Raw genomic sequence first — 21,142 nt, 5'->3', positions numbered from 1 at the left:
GAAGGCCGCGTCAGCGGCCTTTACCTTTTGTTGTGAGCTATCAACTAAACACTAGGGCAGGTCGCAGCTATCTGTCCAACCGGTATCAACGCTGTAGCAGCCGTTGGCGGTCCGGAATAGATCGCTGGTTTGATTACCTGTGCCGTTGGCATCACTGAAGATCAGGTTGGTAGAGCGGACGCCATCAGGCATCTGGAAGAAGAACCAGCCGTTACCTAGATCCGTCATCAGCTGACCTGGCCAGCCTGGACCGTCTACTGCAGCACCCCAGAAGTAGAGATACACTTCGTCGGTCCAGTCAGCGGGCTTTTCAAACCAGAAGCTCAAACCGGGCAGAGCGCAGCTGTCACTCCAAGTGTCGTTCTCATAACAGCCTTCGCCTTCACGATACAGGTCGGTGGTTTGGTTACCATTACCATCATTGAAGATGATATTGGCGCTCTGCACACCTGCCGGCATTTCAAAGCTATACCAATCATCACCCAGCGGCAGCATAGGTGCGCCTGGCCAATCAATGGCGTATGACTCCGGTGCCGTGTTCCAGTAATAGGCATTTGGCGCAGCCCAGTCGGCAGGCTTCTTGAAGTAAATCGTAAAGCCAGGTTCAGTGACAGCACCGTAGCTTGGGTTACATGGGAACTCGCCTTGGGCCGCAGCCTGGTCCTGAACAAACACCGCAGCGGTTAAGGCTGGCAGCGTATAGGTCTCCCCATTCACTGACGCTGTCTTAACAACAGTGTCAGCGCCATTCTGCTGAATGCTGTGAAGGCTGAGCCCACCCAGTCCGGTCAAAGTAATATCGCGGCTAACGCGGTCAGCATTAAACAGCACCAGGATACCGTCATAGGCGGGATCCAAGTCATCACCGGCACAAACGCCATCACTGACACTCATGGCGATGATACCTGCTGCCTGGTCTGGGCCAGTGTTCCAGTATGCCAAGCGTTGCTCTACCTGATCGGCGGTATCGAGACGGAATAACTTGCTGTCGTAGCGCAACTGAAGTTGCTGCTGGAACAGGGACGTAGCCATTTCGATATTCGCAGCCTGTGCCACAGTATTACTGTTGCTCATCACTTCACGCATACGATCCCAACGTACATCGTTACTTTCTGCTGGAGGTAGGCCTACCGCCCAGTTATTGCTTTGCTTAGTGAAGTCGATCTTATTGAACCAATCGCCTGAGTCGAACGAGTTGCGGTCCATCGACTTAGAGCGTGCCAGATCAGAAGCCATCTGATGGAACGGTATACCCTGGCCTAAGTTGACGAACGATTGGCTTAGCGCGTGCACGCGAATACGTTCAGCAATAGTCAGATCATCAGGCAGTTTAGGTTGCGTGTTATCCCACAGAGTTTCGTTATCGTGCTTGTCGACGTAGTTGACTGCTTCCTGTGGATCCAGGTTGTAGCCAACCCCGCTATAGCTCAGGCCGTCAGTGGTGGTACCTGAGTTATCAACAAACGGATAAGTCTGCAGGTTACCTGCCATACCGATACGGATACGGTCAGCTTGGTCAACAAGACTGGACGCGCCTGGTGCTCGGCCGTTCCAGAACAACTCGTTGCCGTTACCGAAACCCTGAGCATCGCCACGGTCAGTGAAGTTGCCACCACGAACCGCATCGCGCAGACGGTCATTAAAGGTACCTATGCCGGTACCCGCCATGTTGAACTGAGTGGCTTGCTCAAAGCGCTGGTTACCCGCCACTTCGCCGAAGTCCCAACCTTCGCCATAGAGGTAGATGTTGGCACCATCGACACCGTCATTGGCAAGGGTCAGGCTTTGCAGTTCTGCCTGGGCTTCGACCATCACAGCTTTTGGAATGTGGCCCATCAGGTCGAAACGGAACGCATCGATCTTATACTGCTTGGCCCAGTGCACCAGCGTATCGGTCAGCAGTTTGGCCATCATTTCGTGCTCTGTGGCCGTATTGTCACAGCAGGTGCTCATCTCAACATCGCCGCTGTAGGCGTTGCGACGGTGATAGTAACCTGGAACAACTTTGTCCAATACCGACTGCGTATTCAGACCTGAAGCGAAGGTGTGGTTGTATACAACGTCTACCACCACATTGAGTCCCACTTCATCAAGCGCTTTCACTAGTTCTCGGAACTCGGTGATGCGCGCTGTGCCCTGAGGATCTGTCGCGTAACTGCCTTCGACAGCGTTGAAATGGTAAGGGTCGTAACCCCAGTTAAAGCCGTCTACGGAAACCGCGGCGTCACTGCGAGGTTCGTACAGGATCGCTTGGATCTCAGTACTAAGCGGATCTGCGTCTTTCAGTTGTGTCAGCGCTTCACCTAAGGTCAGCGTATCAAAGTCACCACAGCGAGCTTGGACAGCGTCTGTGGTCACCAAGCTGCATAGTTGTGAGTATGGGTCGTCCAGATCGGCACGCATACTTTCATCTTCGATGATGGAGCCAAGATCGTTGACCGGCAGAAGGTGGAAGTGACTCAGGCCAGCAGCTTGCAGCGCTTGCAGATGTGCCATACCCGCTGACAGTGGTGCGCCGTCTACGCCGTTGTAGGTGAATGCCAGATATTTGCCTCGATGCTCCGCGGGTACCGAGGTGTCGAAGGCGCTGAAGTCACGCACATGTCCTTCGTAGACCGTGATATCGCTGTGAGGTGGCAACGCTTTCTGAATAGCGTCCCAACCCGTTGGTTTGAGGCTGGCATCGTTCAGGTTAACTACCTGACTATAACGACTGTTTGTACTCAGGCTGACTGAGTAGGGGTCAGTCACGCGGAAGGTTTCCAGCTGATCACTCAAGTGGTGGAAGACTGCGATTTCAAACTGGTAATACATCAGATTCCAGCTTTCATCACCAACGAAGTGGTAAACACCATTGCTGACAGATGTTGCTGCAATAGGTGCAGTGTCAGACAGTGCATCACTGGAGAGGATCAGCTGAACATTTTGAGCGGTTGGTGCCCATACCGAGATATGTGGTTGACCCGCTTCATAATAAAGACCCAACTGACCATTGTAAGCATAGAGCTCGTCCAAGAGCCAAGGTGTTTGCACGCGTGTTACTTCAAGTAAGAAGTCGTTGCTGTCATAGGCTGCCAGTAGCAAGTGTCCCTTAAGCAACTGGTCTGCTATCGCCGCATCAATGCCGTCAACCGACCAGGCTGCAAGCCCTGTCAGGTGAGGTGCTTTTTCTGCAATATCGGCAGGAATAGATGCGCCCGAACCTAAACCAACTGAGACTTCGACATTTTCGAGTTGGTTATCCGTTACGACAATCGATTGAGATTGCGCTGATACCAGTTCGACGCGAGCCCAGCGGTTGTCTGAAGGAGTCCATAGTAAACTGTTGAGAGCGACCCAGTGTGCCGATGCATTCTGGATCTCGACATCAGTATTCGACTCCGGCGTGATACAACTGTTACGCCAGTCGTCGCTGAACTCACCGAAGCAACCGTCAGCATCGCGGAACAGATCCGTGGTTTGGTTGCCTGAGCCGTCATTGAAGATCAGGTTGGCACTATCGACACCTTGTGGGAATTCGAAAACGTACCAGCCATCGCCAAGATTGGTCATCGCCGTACCAGGCCAGTCGACCGCTGGCGCTGGATCTGCCTGCCAGTAATAGAGGTTGATGTTGTCACCCCAACCATCTGGCTTTTTGAAATAGAGTTTCAAGCCGGGTTGTGGCACATCACAGCTGTCTACCCAGCTTTCATCTGCCAGGATGTAACACCCATTCCCTTCTCTAAACAGGTCGGTGGTTTGGCTGCCTGAGCCATCGTTGAAGATCAGGTTGGCGAACTGAACGCCCGCTGGGAATTGGTAGCTGAACCAGTTGCTGCCAAGATCCGCCATCGACTCGCCAGGCCAACCTACATTGGGTGCATCTGTTGGGCCAGGGCTCCAGAAGTAGAGGTTTGGATTTTCCCAGCCATCCGGTTTTTCGAAATAAACCGTGAAGCCAGGAATGGCGCAACTGTCGCTCCATTGCTGGGTTTCTATGTCGTAGCAACCATCGCCTTCACGGTAAAGATCTGTGGTTTGATTGCCTGTCAGGTCGTTGAAAATAACGTTGGCAGCGGAGACTCCATCGGCAAACTGATAGCTATACCAGTCATCTCCCAGCGCAGTCATCTCTACCCCTGGCCATTCAGGGTCATTGCCTGTTCCCCAGAAGTAGATGTTAGGCACATTCCAGCTCAGAGGGCGACGCACGTAGACGGTGAAGCCCGGCTCTGAGCCTGTGATATCACAGGTGTCAGTCCATTCTCCGTCGGCATAACAGCCATCACCTTCGCGGTATAGGTCAGTAGTTTGGTTGCCTGAACCATCATTAAAGATCAGGTTAGCCATGGTGACATTCAGTGGCATCTGGTAGCTGAACCAGTCATTGCCTTCATCTGTCATGGCTGCACCAGGCCAGTCTACTGCGGGGGCAGGATCTGCGTTCCAATAGTAGAGGTTGATGGAATCAGCCCAGTCGCCAGGCTTTTTAAAGTAGAGTTTGATTCCGGCCTGAGGTGGTACACAGTCCACCAGCCAGTCTCCGTTCTCGAAACAGCCATCGCCTTCGCGGTATAGATCAGTGGTTTGATTACCATTGCCATCGTTGAAGATGAAGTTGCCCATCTGCACATCGGTAGGCATCTGATACTTGTACCAACCTTCACCAATCAACTCCATGGCGACACCTGGCCAGCTTGCGTCATCTGCCGGTGCGGCGTTCCAGTAATAGAGATTTATGGTATCAGCCCAGCCATCAGGCTGTTTGAAGTAAAGAGTCATGCCCGGCTGAGGCAGGTCACAGCTGTCTTGCCAGCCGCCTTCGATGGTGTAACAACCGTCGCCTTCACGATAGAGGTCTGTGGTTTGTTGACCTGCACCATCGTTAAAGATGATGCTGCCGCCAGTGACGCCGTCATCAAACTTAAACTGGTACCAGTCACCTATGACTGGCTCCATCGCTACACCCGGCCAGCTGGTGTCAGGCTGTGGCGAGGCTGCCCACCAATAGATGTTGGCGGCTTCCCAATCTTCAGGTTTTTGGAACAGGATGGTCATGCCTTCCACTGCGCCGATCTCTGTGGTGACTTCAACCACACTCTCCTCAGGCACATTGGTGGCTGTAGCGCGGAAGCTGACAGGGGTGCCATCTTCCAGGCCTTCAGCATCATAGAACACGCGATAAGGTGCGACCGCATCATGACCGATAAAGGTCCACTCGCCGCCGTTAATACTGACTTCGAAGTCCACGCCATAAAGCGCAGGATAAGCGGGCTCGATGTCATGAGCCATGGCAACCTCTACTTCAACACGGTCCATCACTTTAGCTCCGTCGGTCAGGCTGCTGAAGCTCAAAGTTGGAGTGTCTGTAGGATCTGAAACCTCCGATTGAGCAACATATACCAGTGCAGACAGTGCAGGTACATCCAGAGCAATAGCACCTTCAGCATCTGGTTTCAGAGATGTAGGCGAAAGCTGATTCCGGCCTTGAGAGACAAAAGTGGGCCAGATGCGGATGTAGCGATTCGAATCAACAGTAGTTTCGTACTGCTGCGTTTCGGTTGAGGTGTTTAGTACAACCAGGTATTCAGTTTTGTCGTCACGATCCAAACGAGAAAAAGCAAATATGCCCGGTTCGGCACTGCTATATCTTGGGTACTGATCACCACGGCGCAGACCAACGTGTTGGTCCAGCAACTTGGAGAGGCCCTTGACATTTTTATACAGTGGGTGGCGTTTGTTGAAGTTGTCTTCAGCTGTGGTGTCGTCGGTACCAATCAGGTCATTGTCATTAAACTCAGCTACCTGGCTGGGCATCATGTCTTCACGAGCGTCTGCATCGTTACCATCACCTGTGAAGCCCTGTTCGTCACCGTAGTAAACCACTGGAATACCGCGGGCCAGGAACAAAATGCTATTGGCTAACTCTGCACGAGCAAGGCGCTCTTCTTCTGATGCATCAGGATTGAAGATATCAATCTGTTGACCAATACGACCAACATCGTGGTTACCTGAGAAGGTAAGTAACTGAGCCGCGCTGCTGTCAGCATCTGTGTAGTAATCATCACGCTCAAAGATCCACTGCAGGCGATCTGTGCCCTGATGATCTGCGACTACATCACGAATCGCATAATAAAGCCCAAAATCGAGAACCGAGGGCAGGGTTCCCTTAGTGGAATAGACACTCAAGTCTTTTGGGTGTCCTTCAAACACCTCACCGAAGACAAAGAAGTCATCCAACCCTTCGTCTTCTGCATGGGCCATGATGGCTGGTGTCCACTCTTGCCAGAACTCGATATTTACATGTTTCACTGTATCAACACGGAAACCATCCATTCGGTATTCACTGATCCAAAACTTGAACAGCTCAACCATGCCGCTAACCACATCTGGGTGTTCTGTTTTCAGGTCATCCAGACCATAGAAGTCGCCATTCAGTGAATTCTCGCCACTAAAGGTACTGTCGCCCTGATTGTGGTAATACTCAAAGTCGTTTAACCACGCAGGCACTTTGGCATCTTCCAAACCTGGCAACGCGAACGGTGTGTAAGGATTCGTTTCGATCTCTTCCAGAGAACGGTAAGGGCAACCTGCGTCTGGGTCGATCAGCGAGCCATCCGCGTTGTGGCATTCCTGAAAGCGGATTACGTCTGCGGTATGGTTGATGACGATGTCGAAGAATACTTTGATATCACGCTTGTGAGACTTCTCAATCAACTCCTGCAGCTCTGCGTTGCTGCCCCAGTGCGGGTCAATCTGGGTGTAATCGATCGTCCAGTAGCCGTGATAACCCGCAGAATTATCGACTGCAGGCATATTCTTAAAGATCGGGGTCATCCAGATAGCGGTGACACCCATTTGATCCAAGTAGGGCAGCTTTTTAATCAACCCTTTGAGATCGCCACCGTGGTAGTAACGCTTATCGGTGGGATCAAACCCATGGTCATGCTTATCACCATCGATGCCGGCAGTATCATTGCTGGCGTCTCCGTTGTGAAAGCGGTCTGGCAGCACAAAATAGAACACTTCGTCTTCTATTTTGCGGTCCTTACAGGCGGAAAGCCCGACTGCGAGCAGCAGCACAAGCAACGCCTTTCCTAGCTGTGACCAAATCATCCTGATGGTTCCTTTGTGTTTTTTTAAAGTAAGTTTTTAAACGTAATGTGTATTTAAAAAATCAGTAAATTAGCGAGAATTTGATTATTGAATTTGTATATTTGTTGGTCGATGCTACCGACTAAAAATTGACCTGTCCGTCAATCTTCTGTCATTTTGCAAGCGGGGTCACAGGCGACGTTTTTTTTGTAAAGAAGGGCGACAAAAGATTGATTGGTTATAAAACAAGCGTTTGAAATGAGGGGGGTTGATAGGGCCGTTTCCAAAAAAAAGGCTTCCAATTGGAAGCCTTTCAAACATGGTTCTGGTTAAAAAATCCTAACGGCGCCAACCAGGAATGTTTTGTTCATACGCGCTGATCTGCTGCTCGAATTGCAGCGTCCAGCCGATGCTATCTAACCCTTTCATAATGCATTCACGGTGGAATGCATCTATGTCAAAGCTGAAGCTCGCACCTGAAGGGCTGATGACGGTCTGAGCCTCCAAATCAACGGTGATCTGGCTGCCTTCCGCAGCAACGACTTCCTCAAACAGTTGCTGAACTTCAGCTTCGCTTAAGCGGATCGGCAACATGCCATTGTTGATGGCGTTACCATAAAAGATATCCGCGAAAGAGGGGGCGATAACCACGGTGTAGCCCATCTCTTTTAGCGCCCATGGCGCGTGCTCACGGGATGAACCACAACCGAAGTTTTCTCGCGTCAGCAGTATCTCTGCATTGCGATAGCGCGGCGCGTTCAATATGAAGTCAGGATTTTCCTGAGTGCCAGCTTCATCAAGATAGCGCCAGTCATGAAAACAGTGCTGACCAAAGCCAACACGTTCTACCTTGGTTAGAAACTGCTTCGGGATGATCTGGTCAGTATCGACGTGCGAATGATCTAAAGGCGCCGCCAAGCCGGTGAGTTGTGTAATACCTGCCATTTTCAACGCCTCCTATTTAAAGTCTCGGATATCAACAAAGTGACCGGCTACCGCGGCAGCAGCGGCCATCGCAGGGCTGACCAAATGAGTGCGACCACCGCGGCCCTGGCGGCCTTCGAAATTACGGTTTGAGGTAGAGGCGCAGCGTTCGCCATCACCCAAGCGGTCGTCATTCATTGCCAGGCACATGGAGCAACCCGGCAGACGCCATTCGAAGCCTGCTTCGGTGAAAATTTTGTCCAGACCTTCTGCTTCCGCCTGCTCTTTAACCAAGCCTGAGCCCGGAACCACAATCGCTTCGATACCGGAAACAACCTGTTTGCCTTTGGCAACTTCCGCTGCAGCGCGCAGATCTTCAATACGGCTGTTGGTGCAGGAGCCGATAAATACCTTGTCCACTTTCAGGTCGGTCAGCTTCTGACCTTTTTCGATGCCCATATAGGCGAGTGCTTTGCGGCAAGAGTCAGCTTCAACTGGATCTGAGAAGTCTTCCGGCTGAGGAATAGGTGCATTGATGCCAGTGACCTGGCCCGGATTAGTGCCCCAGGTTACCTGAGGTTCGATATCGGCAGCGTTTAGCTCTACCACGGTATCGAACTTGGCATCCGCATCTGATTCCAGTGACAACCAGTAAGCAACGGCCTCATCCCAATCGGCGCCTTTTGGCGCAAATGGGCGGCCTTCGAGGTAATCGACAGTGGTTTGGTCTGGTGCTACCAGGCCCGCTTTACCACCAAACTCGATGCTCATGTTGCACAGCGTCATGCGGCCTTCCATGGTCAGAGCTTCGATCGCCTCACCACAATATTCAACCACGTGACCGTTGCCGCCTGCCGTGCCTACCTTGCCGATGATCGCTAGGATAATGTCTTTAGCAGTGATACCCGGGCCGGCTTTACCGGTGACCTTGATCTGCATAGTTTTGTATCGCGGCTGCTTCAGTGTTTGTGTTGCCATCACGTGCTCAACCTCGGACGTACCGATACCGAAAGCGATAGCACCGAACGCGCCGTGTGTTGCTGTGTGGGAGTCACCACAGACAATGGTGGTGCCGGGCAGAGTCAGACCCTGTTCAGGGCCCATTACGTGGACAATGCCCTGGTTGATGTTGCCGATTTCGTAAAGCTCTACGCCAAACTTTTCGCAGTTGCCCGCGAGTGTGCGCATTTGCGTTTCAGACTGCGGGCCACAGGCGTCGATCGCCAACGAGCGGGTAGACACGTTGTGGTCCATGGTGGCAAAGGTTTTACCCGGCTGACGAAGTGGGCGACCAAATGCTTCCAAACCTGCAAAGGCTTGCGGGGAGGTGACTTCGTGTACCAGATGACGGTCGATATAGATAACGGGTGTTTCACCCGATTCTTCACGCACCACATGGGCGTTATAGATCTTTTCGTATAAAGTCTGGGCCATGGTTAGCTCTCCAACACGGCTTTGGCGATAAAGTCGCCCATTTCACTGGTGCTCTTGGCTTGGTCACGCTGCTCTGGTGGCAGCAGTTCGCCAGTCAGGTAGCCTTGGCTCAGTGCTTTTGATACCGCAGCGTCGATAGCATCGGCAGCCGCTTCCTGTTTCAGACTAAAACGCAGCAACATAGCGGCAGACAGGATCTGTGCCACAGGGTTAGCAATGCCTTGACCAGCGATATCTGGTGCACTGCCGCCAGCTGGCTCGTAGAGACCGAAGTCCTTGGCGTTCAAACTCGCAGAAGGCAATAAGCCCATAGAGCCGGTGATCATTGCCGCTTCGTCAGAAAGAATGTCACCAAACAGGTTACCGCAAAGCAGCACGTCAAATTGCGCCGGGTAACGCAGCATCTGCATGGTGGCATTATCAATATAGAGATGGTTCAGAGTCACGTCTGGGTATTCTTTAGCGACCTCTTCAACCACTTCGCGCCACAAAATAGAGGTGGCTAGTACGTTGGCTTTATCCACTGACGTCACTACACCACGGCGGCCACGAGCAGCCTGGAATGCGATATGAGCGATGCGGCGCACTTCGGCACGAGAGTACTTCATGGTGTCAAAGCCTGTTTCCTGCTCGCCTTCACCGCTACGGCCTTTGGGTTGGCCAAAGTAGATGTCACCGGTTAGCTCACGGACGCAGAGTACATCGAAGCCTTCTGCGGCAATATCAGCACGCAGAGGGGCCAGCGATTCCAAACCTGGGTGAATTTTGGCCGGGCGCAGGTTACAAAACAGTTCAAAATGGCTACGAAGGGGCAAGAGTGCACCACGTTCGGGCTGTTTCTCTGGTGGTAAACCCTCCCATTTAGGGCCGCCAACAGAGCCAAACAAGATCGCATCGGCTTCCTCACAGCCTGCCAATGTCGCTGCAGGCAGAGGTTCACCATGGTTATCAATAGCGATGCCGCCTACGTCATAGTGTTGATAGTCGAGGGTAAAACCAAACTTCTCTTGTACTGCACCCAGCACCTTGATGGCTTCTGCCATCACTTCAGGGCCGATACCATCCCCTGGCAATACCGCAATGCGGTAGCTCTGCTTACTCATTTTTCCCCCGATACTTTGATTTCTTGAATCGCTTGTTTCTTGGCTTCGACCGCCTTGGCGCGGTGGATATGATTCAACACATGCACCATGGCCTGCGCCGAAGCCTCGATAACGTCTGTTGCAAGGCCCATGCCGTGGAAGCGGCGGCCATTATGCAGGGCGACAATGTCGACCTGACCTAGTGCGTCTTCACCGGCACCTTTGGCACCAATGTGGTAATCCTTCATTTCGAACTCGATACCTGTCGCACGGCTGATCGATTGATAAACTGCATCAACCGGACCATTACCCGTGGCTGCTTCACACACGATGTCGTCACCCACTTTCAGTTTGACGCTGGCTGTACTCATAATGCCGGTGCCAGACTGCGCTGACAGGTAGTCCAGATAATAGAAGTCATCGGCTTCATGCATATTGGTGAAAAACACCAAGGCTTCCAAATCGTAATCGAATACCTGGCCCTTTTTGTCAGCCAGTTTCAGGAAGGCGGTATAAAGCTCATCCATGTTGTAATCGTTTGGGCTGTAACCCATCTCCTCCATGCGGTGTTTAATCACATGTCGGCCTGAACGGCTTGTCAGGTTCAGCACATTTTTGCTTAAACCGATGCTTTCTGGCGTGATGATCTCATAGGTGTTTTTCGCTTTGAGCACGCCATCCTGATGGATACCTGAGGAGTGGGAGAAGGCGTTGGCACCGACAATAGCTTTGTTGGATTGCACTGGCATATTGCACAACTGGCTGACCATCTGGCTGGTGCGGTAGATCTCTTTGGTGTTGATGCCGGTGGTTACGTTCGGGAACATATCTTTGCGGGTGTTGATAATCATCGCCACCTCTTCCATCGAGCAGTTGCCCGCTCGCTCACCGATTCCGTTGACGGTACATTCGATTTGGCGCGCACCTTGTTGTACTGCGGCAATCGAGTTGGCAACGGCCAGGCCAAGGTCGTTGTGGCAATGCACCGAGATAATTGCTTTATCAATATTCGGTACGCGATTGAACAGTGTTTCTATAATGCCGCCAAACTCACTTGGAATGGTGTAACCCACGGTATCTGGAATGTTGACCGTGCTGGCACCGGCATCAATCGCTGCCTCAACCATGCGGCAAAGGTTATCGATGGGCGTTCTGCCTGCATCTTCACAGGAGAATTCAACATCGTCAGTATAGCGCCGTGCATGTTTGACCGCGTTAATGCCCATGTTCAACACGTCATCAAAGCTGCGTTTCAGTTTGCTCTCAACGTGAATTGTTGATGTGGAGATAAAGGTATGGATGCGGCCCTGAGCGGCTTTTCGCAAAGCTTCACCTGCCGCATCGATGTCTTTCTCCACTGCTCGAGACAAGGCACAGACACGGCTGTTCTTAATCGTATTTGCGATAGTCTGTACTGATTCAAAGTCGCCCGGTGAAGACACCGGGAAGCCGACTTCCATCACATCCACACCCAGTCGCTCAAGGGCTAGCGCGATCTGTAGCTTCTCTTTCACCGTCAGACTGGCAGACAGCGCCTGTTCGCCGTCCCTAAGTGTGGTGTCGAAGATGATCACTTGATCGCTCATGGTGCCCCCTAATTGGCATGTGTTCGCGTAAACCAATAAAAAAACCCGCGCTTGTTAGCACGGGTTTTTTGTTCTGTCCGGTCGTTCTAAACGTTCGGCACGACAAACCCGCGCGAGCATGAAGCTAGCAGTAGTAGGTTAAGTCGTAGGATAAGCCGAAAAATAATCACGTGACCGTTCGTTTCGTAATGTCAATATCACTGTTGATGCTATGTGTACTTGCTAGGCGGGGTTTCTGTCAAGAGAAATTTCCATTGGTCAGAGCTTTACTGCGTGCGTAGAGCGTGCGCTAAGCCCCATATATTTGCGCCAACGATTTGTTGTTGTTCGCCTTTTTCGTTCCGTTTGCTAGCATGGAAGTTGCCGTGCGATTTCGCACAGGGAGCTTTCTTCGGCTGGGTATCGGCATTATGAAACTGCGGAATATATTCCTGCTTGGTGTTGGTAGCATTGTGTTGCTGACATTGTTGTTGGTGGGCGTGCTTACAGTGGCCATCTATCGTGAGGCGCTGGACGAGCAAACGGAACTGCGCCTGAGTACGCTGGCTGACTCTCAAGCTAAGCGGATTGAAGCGTTTCTGCGTCAAAAGCGTGAACGCATTGCACTGATTGCCAGTCGAACCCAGTTGAGGCTGTCTACTGCTGCTTATCTTAGTGGCGACATCGCTGAACTTGACCGCATTATCCTTATCCTTAAAGACGCTCAGCTAACCCTTCCTGATCTATTTGCCGTATCCATTATCTCACCCAGTGGTCAAATCTTTGCGAGCTCCAATGCGGGGCTTATCGGCCGAGACATGAGCGATAAACGCGCTTTTATTGTTGGTTCATCAAGAGTGCAGACCGGGACTTATGAAAGGGAAGGGGGGCTGATCATCAACTTACTCAGCTCACCTTTGGTTGCTGACGGAAAGTTTGTTGGTGTACTGCTTATTCATAGTCGTGCAACGGGTATTTTTGACGTTACCAGCGATTACAGCAACTTAGGGGAGAGTGGTGAAACCCTGTTGATTAGTTATGACGAGGAAAACAAGCCTGTCTATCTGGCTCCGCGACGGTTTGTACCAAATAAGGTGCTGGTTGAGATCGTCAATGAAGACCCCAATTCGCCGGAGTTGGAGGCACTGGCCGGTAACTCCATATTTATCGGCGATGCAACAGGCTATAACGGAGAACGTATTGTCGCAGCTACACGCTATTTGGCCGAAGCAGACTGGGGGTTAGTGGTTACGTCGAGCCACTCGGAAGTTTACGCAGCCTACGAGAAGATTAAGCAGCGGCTTATCTGGGTAGCGGTATTAATCTTTCCAGCGACCTTATTTTTAGTGTTGTTTGTCCTCCGCCGAGTGACTAAACCTTTGGTTGATTTAACTAGGGTCGCCGCTGGCATTAAGTTGGGCAATTACGAACAGCGAGTTGACCCCAAAGGTTCCCTCGAAATCCGCCTGTTTGCTGAAACGTTTAACCAGATGGCGGATTCTGTACTTAGCCTGAACCGTGAGTTAAACGCCAGCAACCAACAGTTGGAAGACATGGTGGGGCAAAGAACCTTAGAGTTGGAGCAGGTGCGTCGTTCAGAGCAGCAGAGCCGTGCTTTGTTGGAAGCGTCGCCTGACGCGATCCTGGTGGTGAACAGCAACAGTAAGATTCTGGTAGCCAACGAGAGTGCTGAAAAGCAGTTTGGCTATTCCCGGAACGAGCTAATAAACAGCAGCGTTGAAAAGCTGATCCCATTCAGCAAGCGTGATCAGCATGGCGGCTGGGTATACAAGTATTTCTCCAATCCCCATGTTCGCATGATGGGGCAGGGACTAGATATTGAAGTCATGCGCCGCAACGGCAACTTATTCCCCGCTGAAATCAGCCTCAGCCCTATCATGATCGAAGAAGCCAACATGGTGCTGGTTACGGTCCGGGACGTGACCGAGCAACGCCATTCGCAAAAGGCGCTTCAAGAAAGTGAACACCGACTTAATCTTGCTATGACCGCCTCGAACGATGGTATTTGGGACTGGAATGTCACGTCGGGCGAGGTTTATTACAGCCCGCGCTGGTTCAGTATGTTGGGTTATCAAGCCGGTGAGTTGCCTGCAGTGATGGAAACGTTTGCTCACCTGCTCTATGACGAGGATAGAGAAGCCACCATCGCTGCGGTGCAGGCTGTGATTGAAAATCCAGATCAGCAAAGCTACCAGCGTGAATTTCGTATGCGAACCAAGCAGGGCGGATTTCGTTGGGTGCTCGCCCGTGGCTCGGTTACTGAGCGAGACGAAAAGGGTATGGCTTTACGTATGGTCGGTACCCATATCGATATCACCAGCCGAAAAGCAGTTGAAGAAGCGATGCGTGAGAGTGAGCGCAAGGTTTCGATGTTGATGAATAACCTGCCAGGCATCGCTTATCGTTGCTCCAACGACGAAAACTGGACGATGGAGTACCTTAGCCCAGGTTTTGAAAAAGTGACCGGTTTCGCCACGGATCGATTCGTGATGGGAGGCGATAGGAGCTTCAACGATATCGTTCATGAACAGGACCAAGAGCGTGTGTGGGAGCAGGTTCAGGCGGCAGTTGGCCGACGCCAGCAATATACCGTGGAGTATCGCATTCAGCATGCTGATGGCAGCTATCGTTGGTTGTGGGAGCAGGGCGCTGGCGTGTTTGATAGCAATGGACAGCTACAGGGCCTAGAGGGCTTTATCATGGACGACACATTGCGTCGTCAGGCTCAGGACCAGCTGACCCGACTCAATGAGGAGTTGGAAGATCGTGTGAGGTTGCGAACCGCCGAGCTGAAACACACCAATGAAGCTCTGATGGGGGCTAAGCAAGACGCGGAAAAAGCTAACCGCGCCAAGAGTGAATTTCTGGCTAATATGAGCCATGAAATTCGTACTCCAATGAATGCCATCTTAGGGTTGTCGCAATTAGCTCTGGGCACGGAGTTATCAATTCAGCAGCAAGACTTCATCGAAAAGATCTGGACGGCGTCGAATAGCTTGCTCGATATCATCAATGACATCCTCGACTTCTCCAAGATTGAAGCGGGCAAAATGGACATCGAAAACACCGCCTTCTATCTGGATGACGTGGTTAAAAACGCCAGCAGTGTTGTGCAATTGAAGATCGAAGAGAAAGGGCTGAATTTCGATGTCTCGATCGAAGACGATGTGCCTGAGCGACTGATGGGGGATCCGCTGCGGATAGGACAGGTCCTGATCAACCTGATTAATAATGCCGTGAAGTTTACCTCAGAGGGCGGCATCAGTATTAAGGTCACCAATTTGAATCGTAGTCAGAGTGACGAAACCTACCTTCAATTCTCTGTGACTGACACGGGGATCGGCATCGCCCCTCAAAAGTGTGAGCAGTTGTTTACCGCCTTTACTCAAGCCGACTCCAGTACCACACGTCAATACGGCGGTACTGGGTTGGGTTTGACCATCAGCAAACGACTGGTTGAGATGATGGGCGGCGAGATATGGGTGCAAAGCCAGCTAGGTTCAGGTTCGACTTTCTTCTTTACCCTTCGTTGCAGTACAGAAGTTGAAGTGTCTGAGATTGATGAAACCGCCTATGTTGATGGCAGTGTTCTGAGAGAGATACTGAAAGAGCGACAGGTACTGCTGGTAGAAGACAACCAAATTAACCAGCAGGTTGCCAGAGAAATGCTGCGTTTAGTTGGCATCGACGTCACCATCGCCAATCATGGTCAGGAAGCGCTTGATACGCTTCAGAACCATCAGTTTGATGCAGTTTTGATGGATGTTCAGATGCCAGTACTGGATGGCTACGAAACGACTCGGGCATTGCGTAAGGATCCGCGCCTTGTCGATATGCCTGTGATTGCTATGACTGCGAACGCGATGGCGGGGGATAGAGAAAAGTGCCTGGCCTCTGGCATGAATGATCATATCTCCAAGCCGGTGTTGCAGGAGGACCTGTATCGCACTCTGGCGCTATGGATTGATAAAGAGCGAACGTTGGCAGGCTCCGAGCAGGTCAAAGAACCGGCGAGGAAAAAAGCTGCGATTACATTAGATCACGACATGCCGCTTAACGCCGAGTTTGGCCGTAAACAGATGTCTGGCAGTGAGAGTGCCTGGCGCTCTGCGCTTGAACTGTTCCGGCGTGACTACAGAGGGTTTGTCAGCAAGTTGGACCACGCTCAGCAAGCCGGTGATTGGGATTTAGCTGAGAGGTTGGCGCACACTTTGAAAGGTGTTGCCGCTAACCTGGGGATGCCAGCCTTGGGTGACCTGGCGAGTAGCGCTGAAGTGAAGCTGGCCGGGCAGAACCAATTTGAGCCTGAACAGTTAGAACAGATGCAGGCACTACTGTCACAAGTACTCTCAGCTGTAGATTCAGAGCTTGAATCCTTGAACATTGCTGCTGAGCCCCAGGAGCTGGCGGATGATGACCCAAGAGTTGAGCTGGATACGTTAAAGCAGAAATTAGCGAACAACGACTTTATTGATGATGAAGAGCTGAATGGGCTTTCATTGGCACTGCGCGCGCATGCAGAGCAGTTTGAACAGATAAGGTCCGATATTGATAGTTTTGACTACGAAGCTGCGTTGGAGAAAGTAAAAGCACTGCTGGCAATGCTTAACCAATAATGGCTGGGGCTGCTGAATCAAATTGGATTATTGCAGCCCCGAAAGACCTTAACTTAGGTACCAGACCGCTGCTTCAACGCGGCTCTTCATGCCTAGCTTCTTCAGCAAGCTTTTCACATGCACTTTCACAGTACCTTCAGAGATATGCAGTGTTTCACCAATCTCGCGATTACTGTGCCCTTTGGCGATGAGCGCCAAGATCTCTGTTTCACGACGAGTAATAGCGCTGAGCTTTTCGTCTTTTGGCGTTTGTTCGGCTTGAGGACGTTGCAAGAGGTAACCAGCAATCTCTTTACTTAGCACCTGCTCACCGTTGGCCGCCAGACGCAGCGAACTGAGCATATTTTCCGGCTCCATATCTTTTAGCAGATAACCATTCGCGCCCTGGTTCAGCATCGCAATCACGTCTTCGTATGCATCGGATACGGTCAGGGCGATGACGTGACAATCGACACCTTCGGCACGCAGCTCTTTCAGCGTTTCCAGGCCATCCATACCTTTCATGTTGAGGTCTAACAGGATCAAATCTGGACGACGATGCAGCGCCAGCGCAACGGCTTCTTCACCATTGCTGGCTTCGCCAACCAGCTGAAACGATGGATCCAATGCCAAAAGCTGAATCACTCCCTTGCGCATCAATGGATGATCATCAACAACTAAAACCCTGTGTACTTGACTGCTCATTTGCTCTCCCTGGAAATTAGGCTGCGCTATGACTAGGGTCTGTTGACCTTTAGTGTATGGATTTTGTTCGAATGAAACACGTTTTGAGCAAGAAGTGAGCTACGTAACTTAGCGATCTAAGTAAGTAGCGAATGACGCAGCTCAGAACGTGTTTCAATGAACCCCATTTCCTTCAAAAGAAGGGGCAGCATTTGTTGGCGATTTATGCTTCGTTATCGGCTATTTATTGAGGGCCACTCAACTTCACAGCCTCTGCCTCGCCTAAATCACCAACATATTGCTACAAAAACAAACAGCAAAGGTCAACAGGCCCTAGCTATTGGAAAACGCAGCGTCACTAAGGTACCACCGTCAGGCTGATTTGCAATTTCCAACTCGCCGCTTAGCGACTCGGCGCGCTCTTTCATGATTGCTACACCGTAGTGGTGAAGCTTTTGCGGCACGTCGCCGATCCCTTTGCCATCATCCTCGACAGTAATATCCACATCTCCCCGGCTGTCATAACAACAGTTCACTTTTATCTCGCCAGCGTCGGCGTGTTTAATTGCGTTCAGTGCGGCTTCACGGACGATCTGCAGCACGTGAATGTATTGATGCGGCGGCAATGGGCGATCGGTTATCTGGTAGTTAAGCGTTAACTTAGCTTTGGTTTGGGGCTGAAGCTGTGCCAGCACTTTTTCAATAGCGGTATTGAGATTGTCATCTTTCACCGACAGACGGAAGGTGCTGAGTAGCTCCCTCAACTGGCGGTAAGCGGAGTTGAGTCCGGTATCCAGGTCTACCAGGATGTCACTGTTCGGAGCGTCCGCGTTTTGACTGGCCCGTCTCAGCAAAGCCAACTGAATTTTCAGATAAGAGAGTGATTGCGCCAATGAGTCATGCAGCTCTCGGGCAATAATAGAACGCTCTTCCAGAAGAATAAGCTGTTGCTCTTGCTGTAGTAGCAGCTCAACATGCAGGACTTTTGATATCAGGCGGCTAAAGGTCGACATCAGTCTGAGCGTGTTGTCATTCAGTTCATGCTCAGAGTGCAACTCTAGATGTCCTAAAGCCACGTCATTGATCGTAAGGGCAAAGCAGGTGTGGTAAGCCGTACCTCCTTCGTCTCCAACCATAAAGTCTGGCTTGAGTGCATTGCTGAGTTTGGGATCCAGTTTCGCTTGCATGGCTGCGATAGGTGTGTGGTCAACAATGCGCTGCATCAGTTCGGTGATCTGGGCATCGTCAATATGGCTGACATGCACAGCTTCTGAGCATTGGAACAGTACTGAGAGCGTGTTATTGGCCAGGTGCAGCTCTTCAGTTTTTTCTGACACCTTCTGATTCAAGTCGTCATAGAGTTTGGCCAAGTCTGCAGACATATCATTGAATGCCTCAGACAACATGCCGAGCTCGTCTTTCTTCATGGTAGGCACCACAGAGGAAAAGTCCCCTTGCTTCACTTTCTGGGCCGCCGTCATCAGGAGTTTAAGAGGGTGTACTACCTGATGGCTGACAAACCGAATCGCAAAGCCTGCGGTGGCTAGCAATACCAAAAGACAGATGGCCTCAAACAGCACCAACATGGCAACCTTGTCTTCCAAATGGCTTTGCAGCAGAAACACCAGCTTATCGATGCGGTCCACAAAACTTTTTACCTGACTTAGGTAAGCATGACGCTCTTCAGGGGTCTGCAGATGAGTTTTAAGCTGAGCCCACTCATCGACAATTGCCTGGTATTTGCGTTTCAGTTTTGGAGGGGTATTTCGGTCTAATAGTTTGCCCAGCGCGGGTTCGAATAATGAGCTTTCAAACGCAGCGATTTTTTCTCGAATCTCGGCTTCTGGCGCTTCGGTCTCAATGGCATAGGCCATGCGATAGTTTTGCATTCGCAGCGAGCCAGACACGTTGATCGCCCTGGCATCCGAGTGACTTTGTAACAGCGTCAGAATAGAAACGGAGATGGCGAGCGCTGCCATGACAACCATCAGCGTCATGGTGCGTGATATCACTCTAGTTAATGAGTGTCTTGGGGTTTCCGGCAACTGCTGGCTGGCATCTATGGAGGTCATCCGATTACCTGATATAAATCAATAAGTCGAAGCAATACCTGCCAAATTACCACTAAGGAGTGATTGTTACTAATCTGTATAAATGGGTTAGACTGGACTTATTAGTTGTAGACACCGAGCTCCTCATACCTACGTTTGCTGGTTCTAACATGAATGATGCAGATAGGGTGGTTGAGCCGTGAAGTGGGCCATAAGGCTATGCTTCACCAGGGTTGCTTCAGAAATGGAACAGCCTCCCGTACTTGGAAAGGTGGCCATGAAACAGTTGCAAGACGGCTTTGGCCGTAAGTTTTACTATCTTCGATTATCTGTCACGGATGTGTGTAACTTCCGTTGTCAGTATTGCCTGCCTGATGGATACCGTCCTAATGGTCGCCAGCAGTTCCTGACTCAGCCAGAAGTGGCTCGGGTAACACGTGCATTTGCCGCGCTTGGTACCCAAAAAGTGCGGCTGACAGGTGGCGAACCGACACTTCGCAAAGATTTCTGCGAGCTGCTCAGCAGTGTCGCTGAGACCCCTGGCATAAAAAAAGTCGCATTAACCACCAATGGTTATCGTCTCGCCAAACACGCAAAACAGTGGCGTGATGCGGGGCTTACACACTTGAATGTAAGTGTTGATAGCCTTGACCCTCGCATGTTTCATCAGATAACGGGTGAGAACCTTTTCCATCAGGTGATGGCGGGAATTGATGCGGCACTGGATGCGGGCTTTGAATCTATCAAAGTGAACAGTGTGCTGTTGAAAGGGCTCAACGATAAAGAGCTGGTTGGCTTTTTGGACTGGGTGAAGCAACGTCCGGTAGAAATGCGTTTTATCGAGCTGATGCAAACCGGTGAGATGGACAGTTATTTTCAACAACACCACCAGCGCGGTGAAGTGATCAAGCAGCAGTTACTGCAACAGGGCTGGCAGCAAGCGATCCGTGAAAAGGACGCGGGCCCAGCAGAGCGATTCTGGCACCCAGACTATGAAGGTGGCATCGGTCTGATCATGCCCTATAGCAAAGACTTCTGCGCTGGCTGTAATCGTCTTCGAGTATCGGCGTTGGGCAAATTACACCTTTGCCTGTTTGGTGAAGCGGGGGTTGAACTGCGTGATCTGCTTGGCGCCGACGAGCATCAGGCTGAATTAGTGGCTCGCCTGCAATCCGCGCTACAAACGAAACGTGAAACACACTTCCTTCATGACGGGGACAGCGGTGTCACCCCGCACCTTGCATCTATTGGTGGCTAGGGTCTATTTACCTAACTCTTTGCCACCAATAAATTTATGACACCTTAACTCTCCGCCACTCTTCTCCTCATGGTCTAGACTTGATCGGGATCAGCTTGGTCGTATTGGTTCACATTTTGTGCAATCGGCTGATCTCCGAAATCCGGATGTTGATGGAAATCAAAGAACAGATAACCGGCTGAAATATTGGCTAAAAATTATCCCTTTGGGGATAGCGGCAAATCCGGAATTCCTGATTAACCTTGTTAGCAAATAACAAAGAGGCAGGCAGTGTGACCGATCCCCAACCTACATCAGAGATCACGCCGGAACAGGAAAAAAAGTGGGAACTTAGAATGTTCCTGTTCCTTACAGTCGTCTTGGCTCCGGCCATTACGGTCGCTCTCGTGACCGTCTACGGATTTGCTATCTGGTTTTCCCAATTGATTATGGGACCACCAGGCAGCTAGAT

At 51.1% G+C, this 21,142-nt stretch carries 9 protein-coding genes, 1 pseudogene and 1 riboswitch; of the genes and pseudogenes, 3 read left to right on the top strand and 7 right to left on the bottom strand.

What is annotated here, in order from left to right; all coding sequences use genetic code 11:
• Window positions 1-51: 51 nt before the first annotated feature.
• From pulA to leuA, 5 genes and pseudogenes are all read right to left on the bottom strand, one after another.
• Window positions 52-7,098 carry a pullulanase-type alpha-1,6-glucosidase gene (gene pulA, locus ABEA14_RS09070; RefSeq protein ID WP_345339634.1) on the bottom strand — a complete coding sequence of 2,349 codons (7,047 nt, stop codon included), beginning with the start codon at window positions 7,096-7,098 and terminating at the stop codon, window positions 52-54.
• A 318-nt stretch (window positions 7,099-7,416) separates the two neighbouring features.
• Complete coding sequence (leuD, locus tag ABEA14_RS09065; protein ID WP_345339633.1) at window positions 7,417-8,022, bottom strand: 3-isopropylmalate dehydratase small subunit; 606 nt, start codon at window positions 8,020-8,022, stop codon at window positions 7,417-7,419.
• Between the two features lie 12 nt (window positions 8,023-8,034).
• A complete protein-coding gene (gene leuC / locus ABEA14_RS09060) occupies window positions 8,035-9,435 on the bottom strand; it encodes a 3-isopropylmalate dehydratase large subunit (RefSeq protein ID WP_345339632.1) in 1,401 nt (466 codons plus the stop codon).
• Window positions 9,436-9,437: 2 nt separating this feature from the next.
• Window positions 9,438-10,538, bottom strand: a complete 1,101-nt coding sequence (gene leuB, locus ABEA14_RS09055; protein ID WP_345339631.1) for a 3-isopropylmalate dehydrogenase — start codon at window positions 10,536-10,538, stop codon at window positions 9,438-9,440.
• Window positions 10,539-12,103, bottom strand: a pseudogene (gene leuA / locus ABEA14_RS09050) (2-isopropylmalate synthase); the annotation flags it as partial.
• 365 nt (window positions 12,104-12,468) lie between these two features.
• Here leuA and ABEA14_RS09045 point away from each other — a divergent pair.
• A complete protein-coding gene (locus ABEA14_RS09045) occupies window positions 12,469-16,719 on the top strand; it encodes a PAS domain S-box protein (RefSeq protein ID WP_345339629.1) in 4,251 nt (1,416 codons plus the stop codon).
• Between the two features lie 48 nt (window positions 16,720-16,767).
• Here ABEA14_RS09045 and narL read toward each other — a convergent pair whose 3' ends face one another.
• Both narL and narQ read right to left on the bottom strand, forming a co-directional pair.
• Complete coding sequence (gene narL, locus ABEA14_RS09040) at window positions 16,768-17,403, bottom strand: two-component system response regulator NarL (protein ID WP_345339628.1); 636 nt, start codon at window positions 17,401-17,403, stop codon at window positions 16,768-16,770.
• 302 nt (window positions 17,404-17,705) lie between these two features.
• Window positions 17,706-19,454, bottom strand: coding sequence for a nitrate/nitrite two-component system sensor histidine kinase NarQ (gene narQ / locus ABEA14_RS09035; protein ID WP_345339627.1), 1,749 nt, complete (start codon window positions 19,452-19,454; stop codon window positions 17,706-17,708).
• A 100-nt stretch (window positions 19,455-19,554) separates the two neighbouring features.
• Window positions 19,555-19,723, top strand: a riboswitch (molybdenum cofactor riboswitch).
• On the opposite strand from narQ, the gene moaA reads away from it, so the two are divergent.
• Window positions 19,711-20,691 (top strand): GTP 3',8-cyclase MoaA, encoded by a 981-nt coding sequence (gene moaA, locus ABEA14_RS09030; protein ID WP_345339626.1) that lies wholly within the window; start codon window positions 19,711-19,713, stop codon window positions 20,689-20,691. Its footprint overlaps the riboswitch before it by 13 nt.
• A gap of 272 nt (window positions 20,692-20,963) precedes the next feature.
• On the top strand, window positions 20,964-21,140 hold the full coding sequence (locus ABEA14_RS09025) for a periplasmic nitrate reductase, NapE protein (RefSeq protein ID WP_377776236.1): 177 nt from the start codon (window positions 20,964-20,966) through the stop codon (window positions 21,138-21,140).
• The last annotated feature ends 2 nt before the right edge of the window (window positions 21,141-21,142 follow it).

Origin of the sequence: Corallincola platygyrae, from assembly GCF_039544265.1 — a bacterium.
Taxonomy (GTDB): Bacteria; Pseudomonadota; Gammaproteobacteria; order Enterobacterales; family Neiellaceae; genus Corallincola; species Corallincola platygyrae.
The sequence above is the reverse complement of the archived record's forward strand: the minus strand, read 5'-3'. Positions and strand labels throughout refer to the sequence as shown.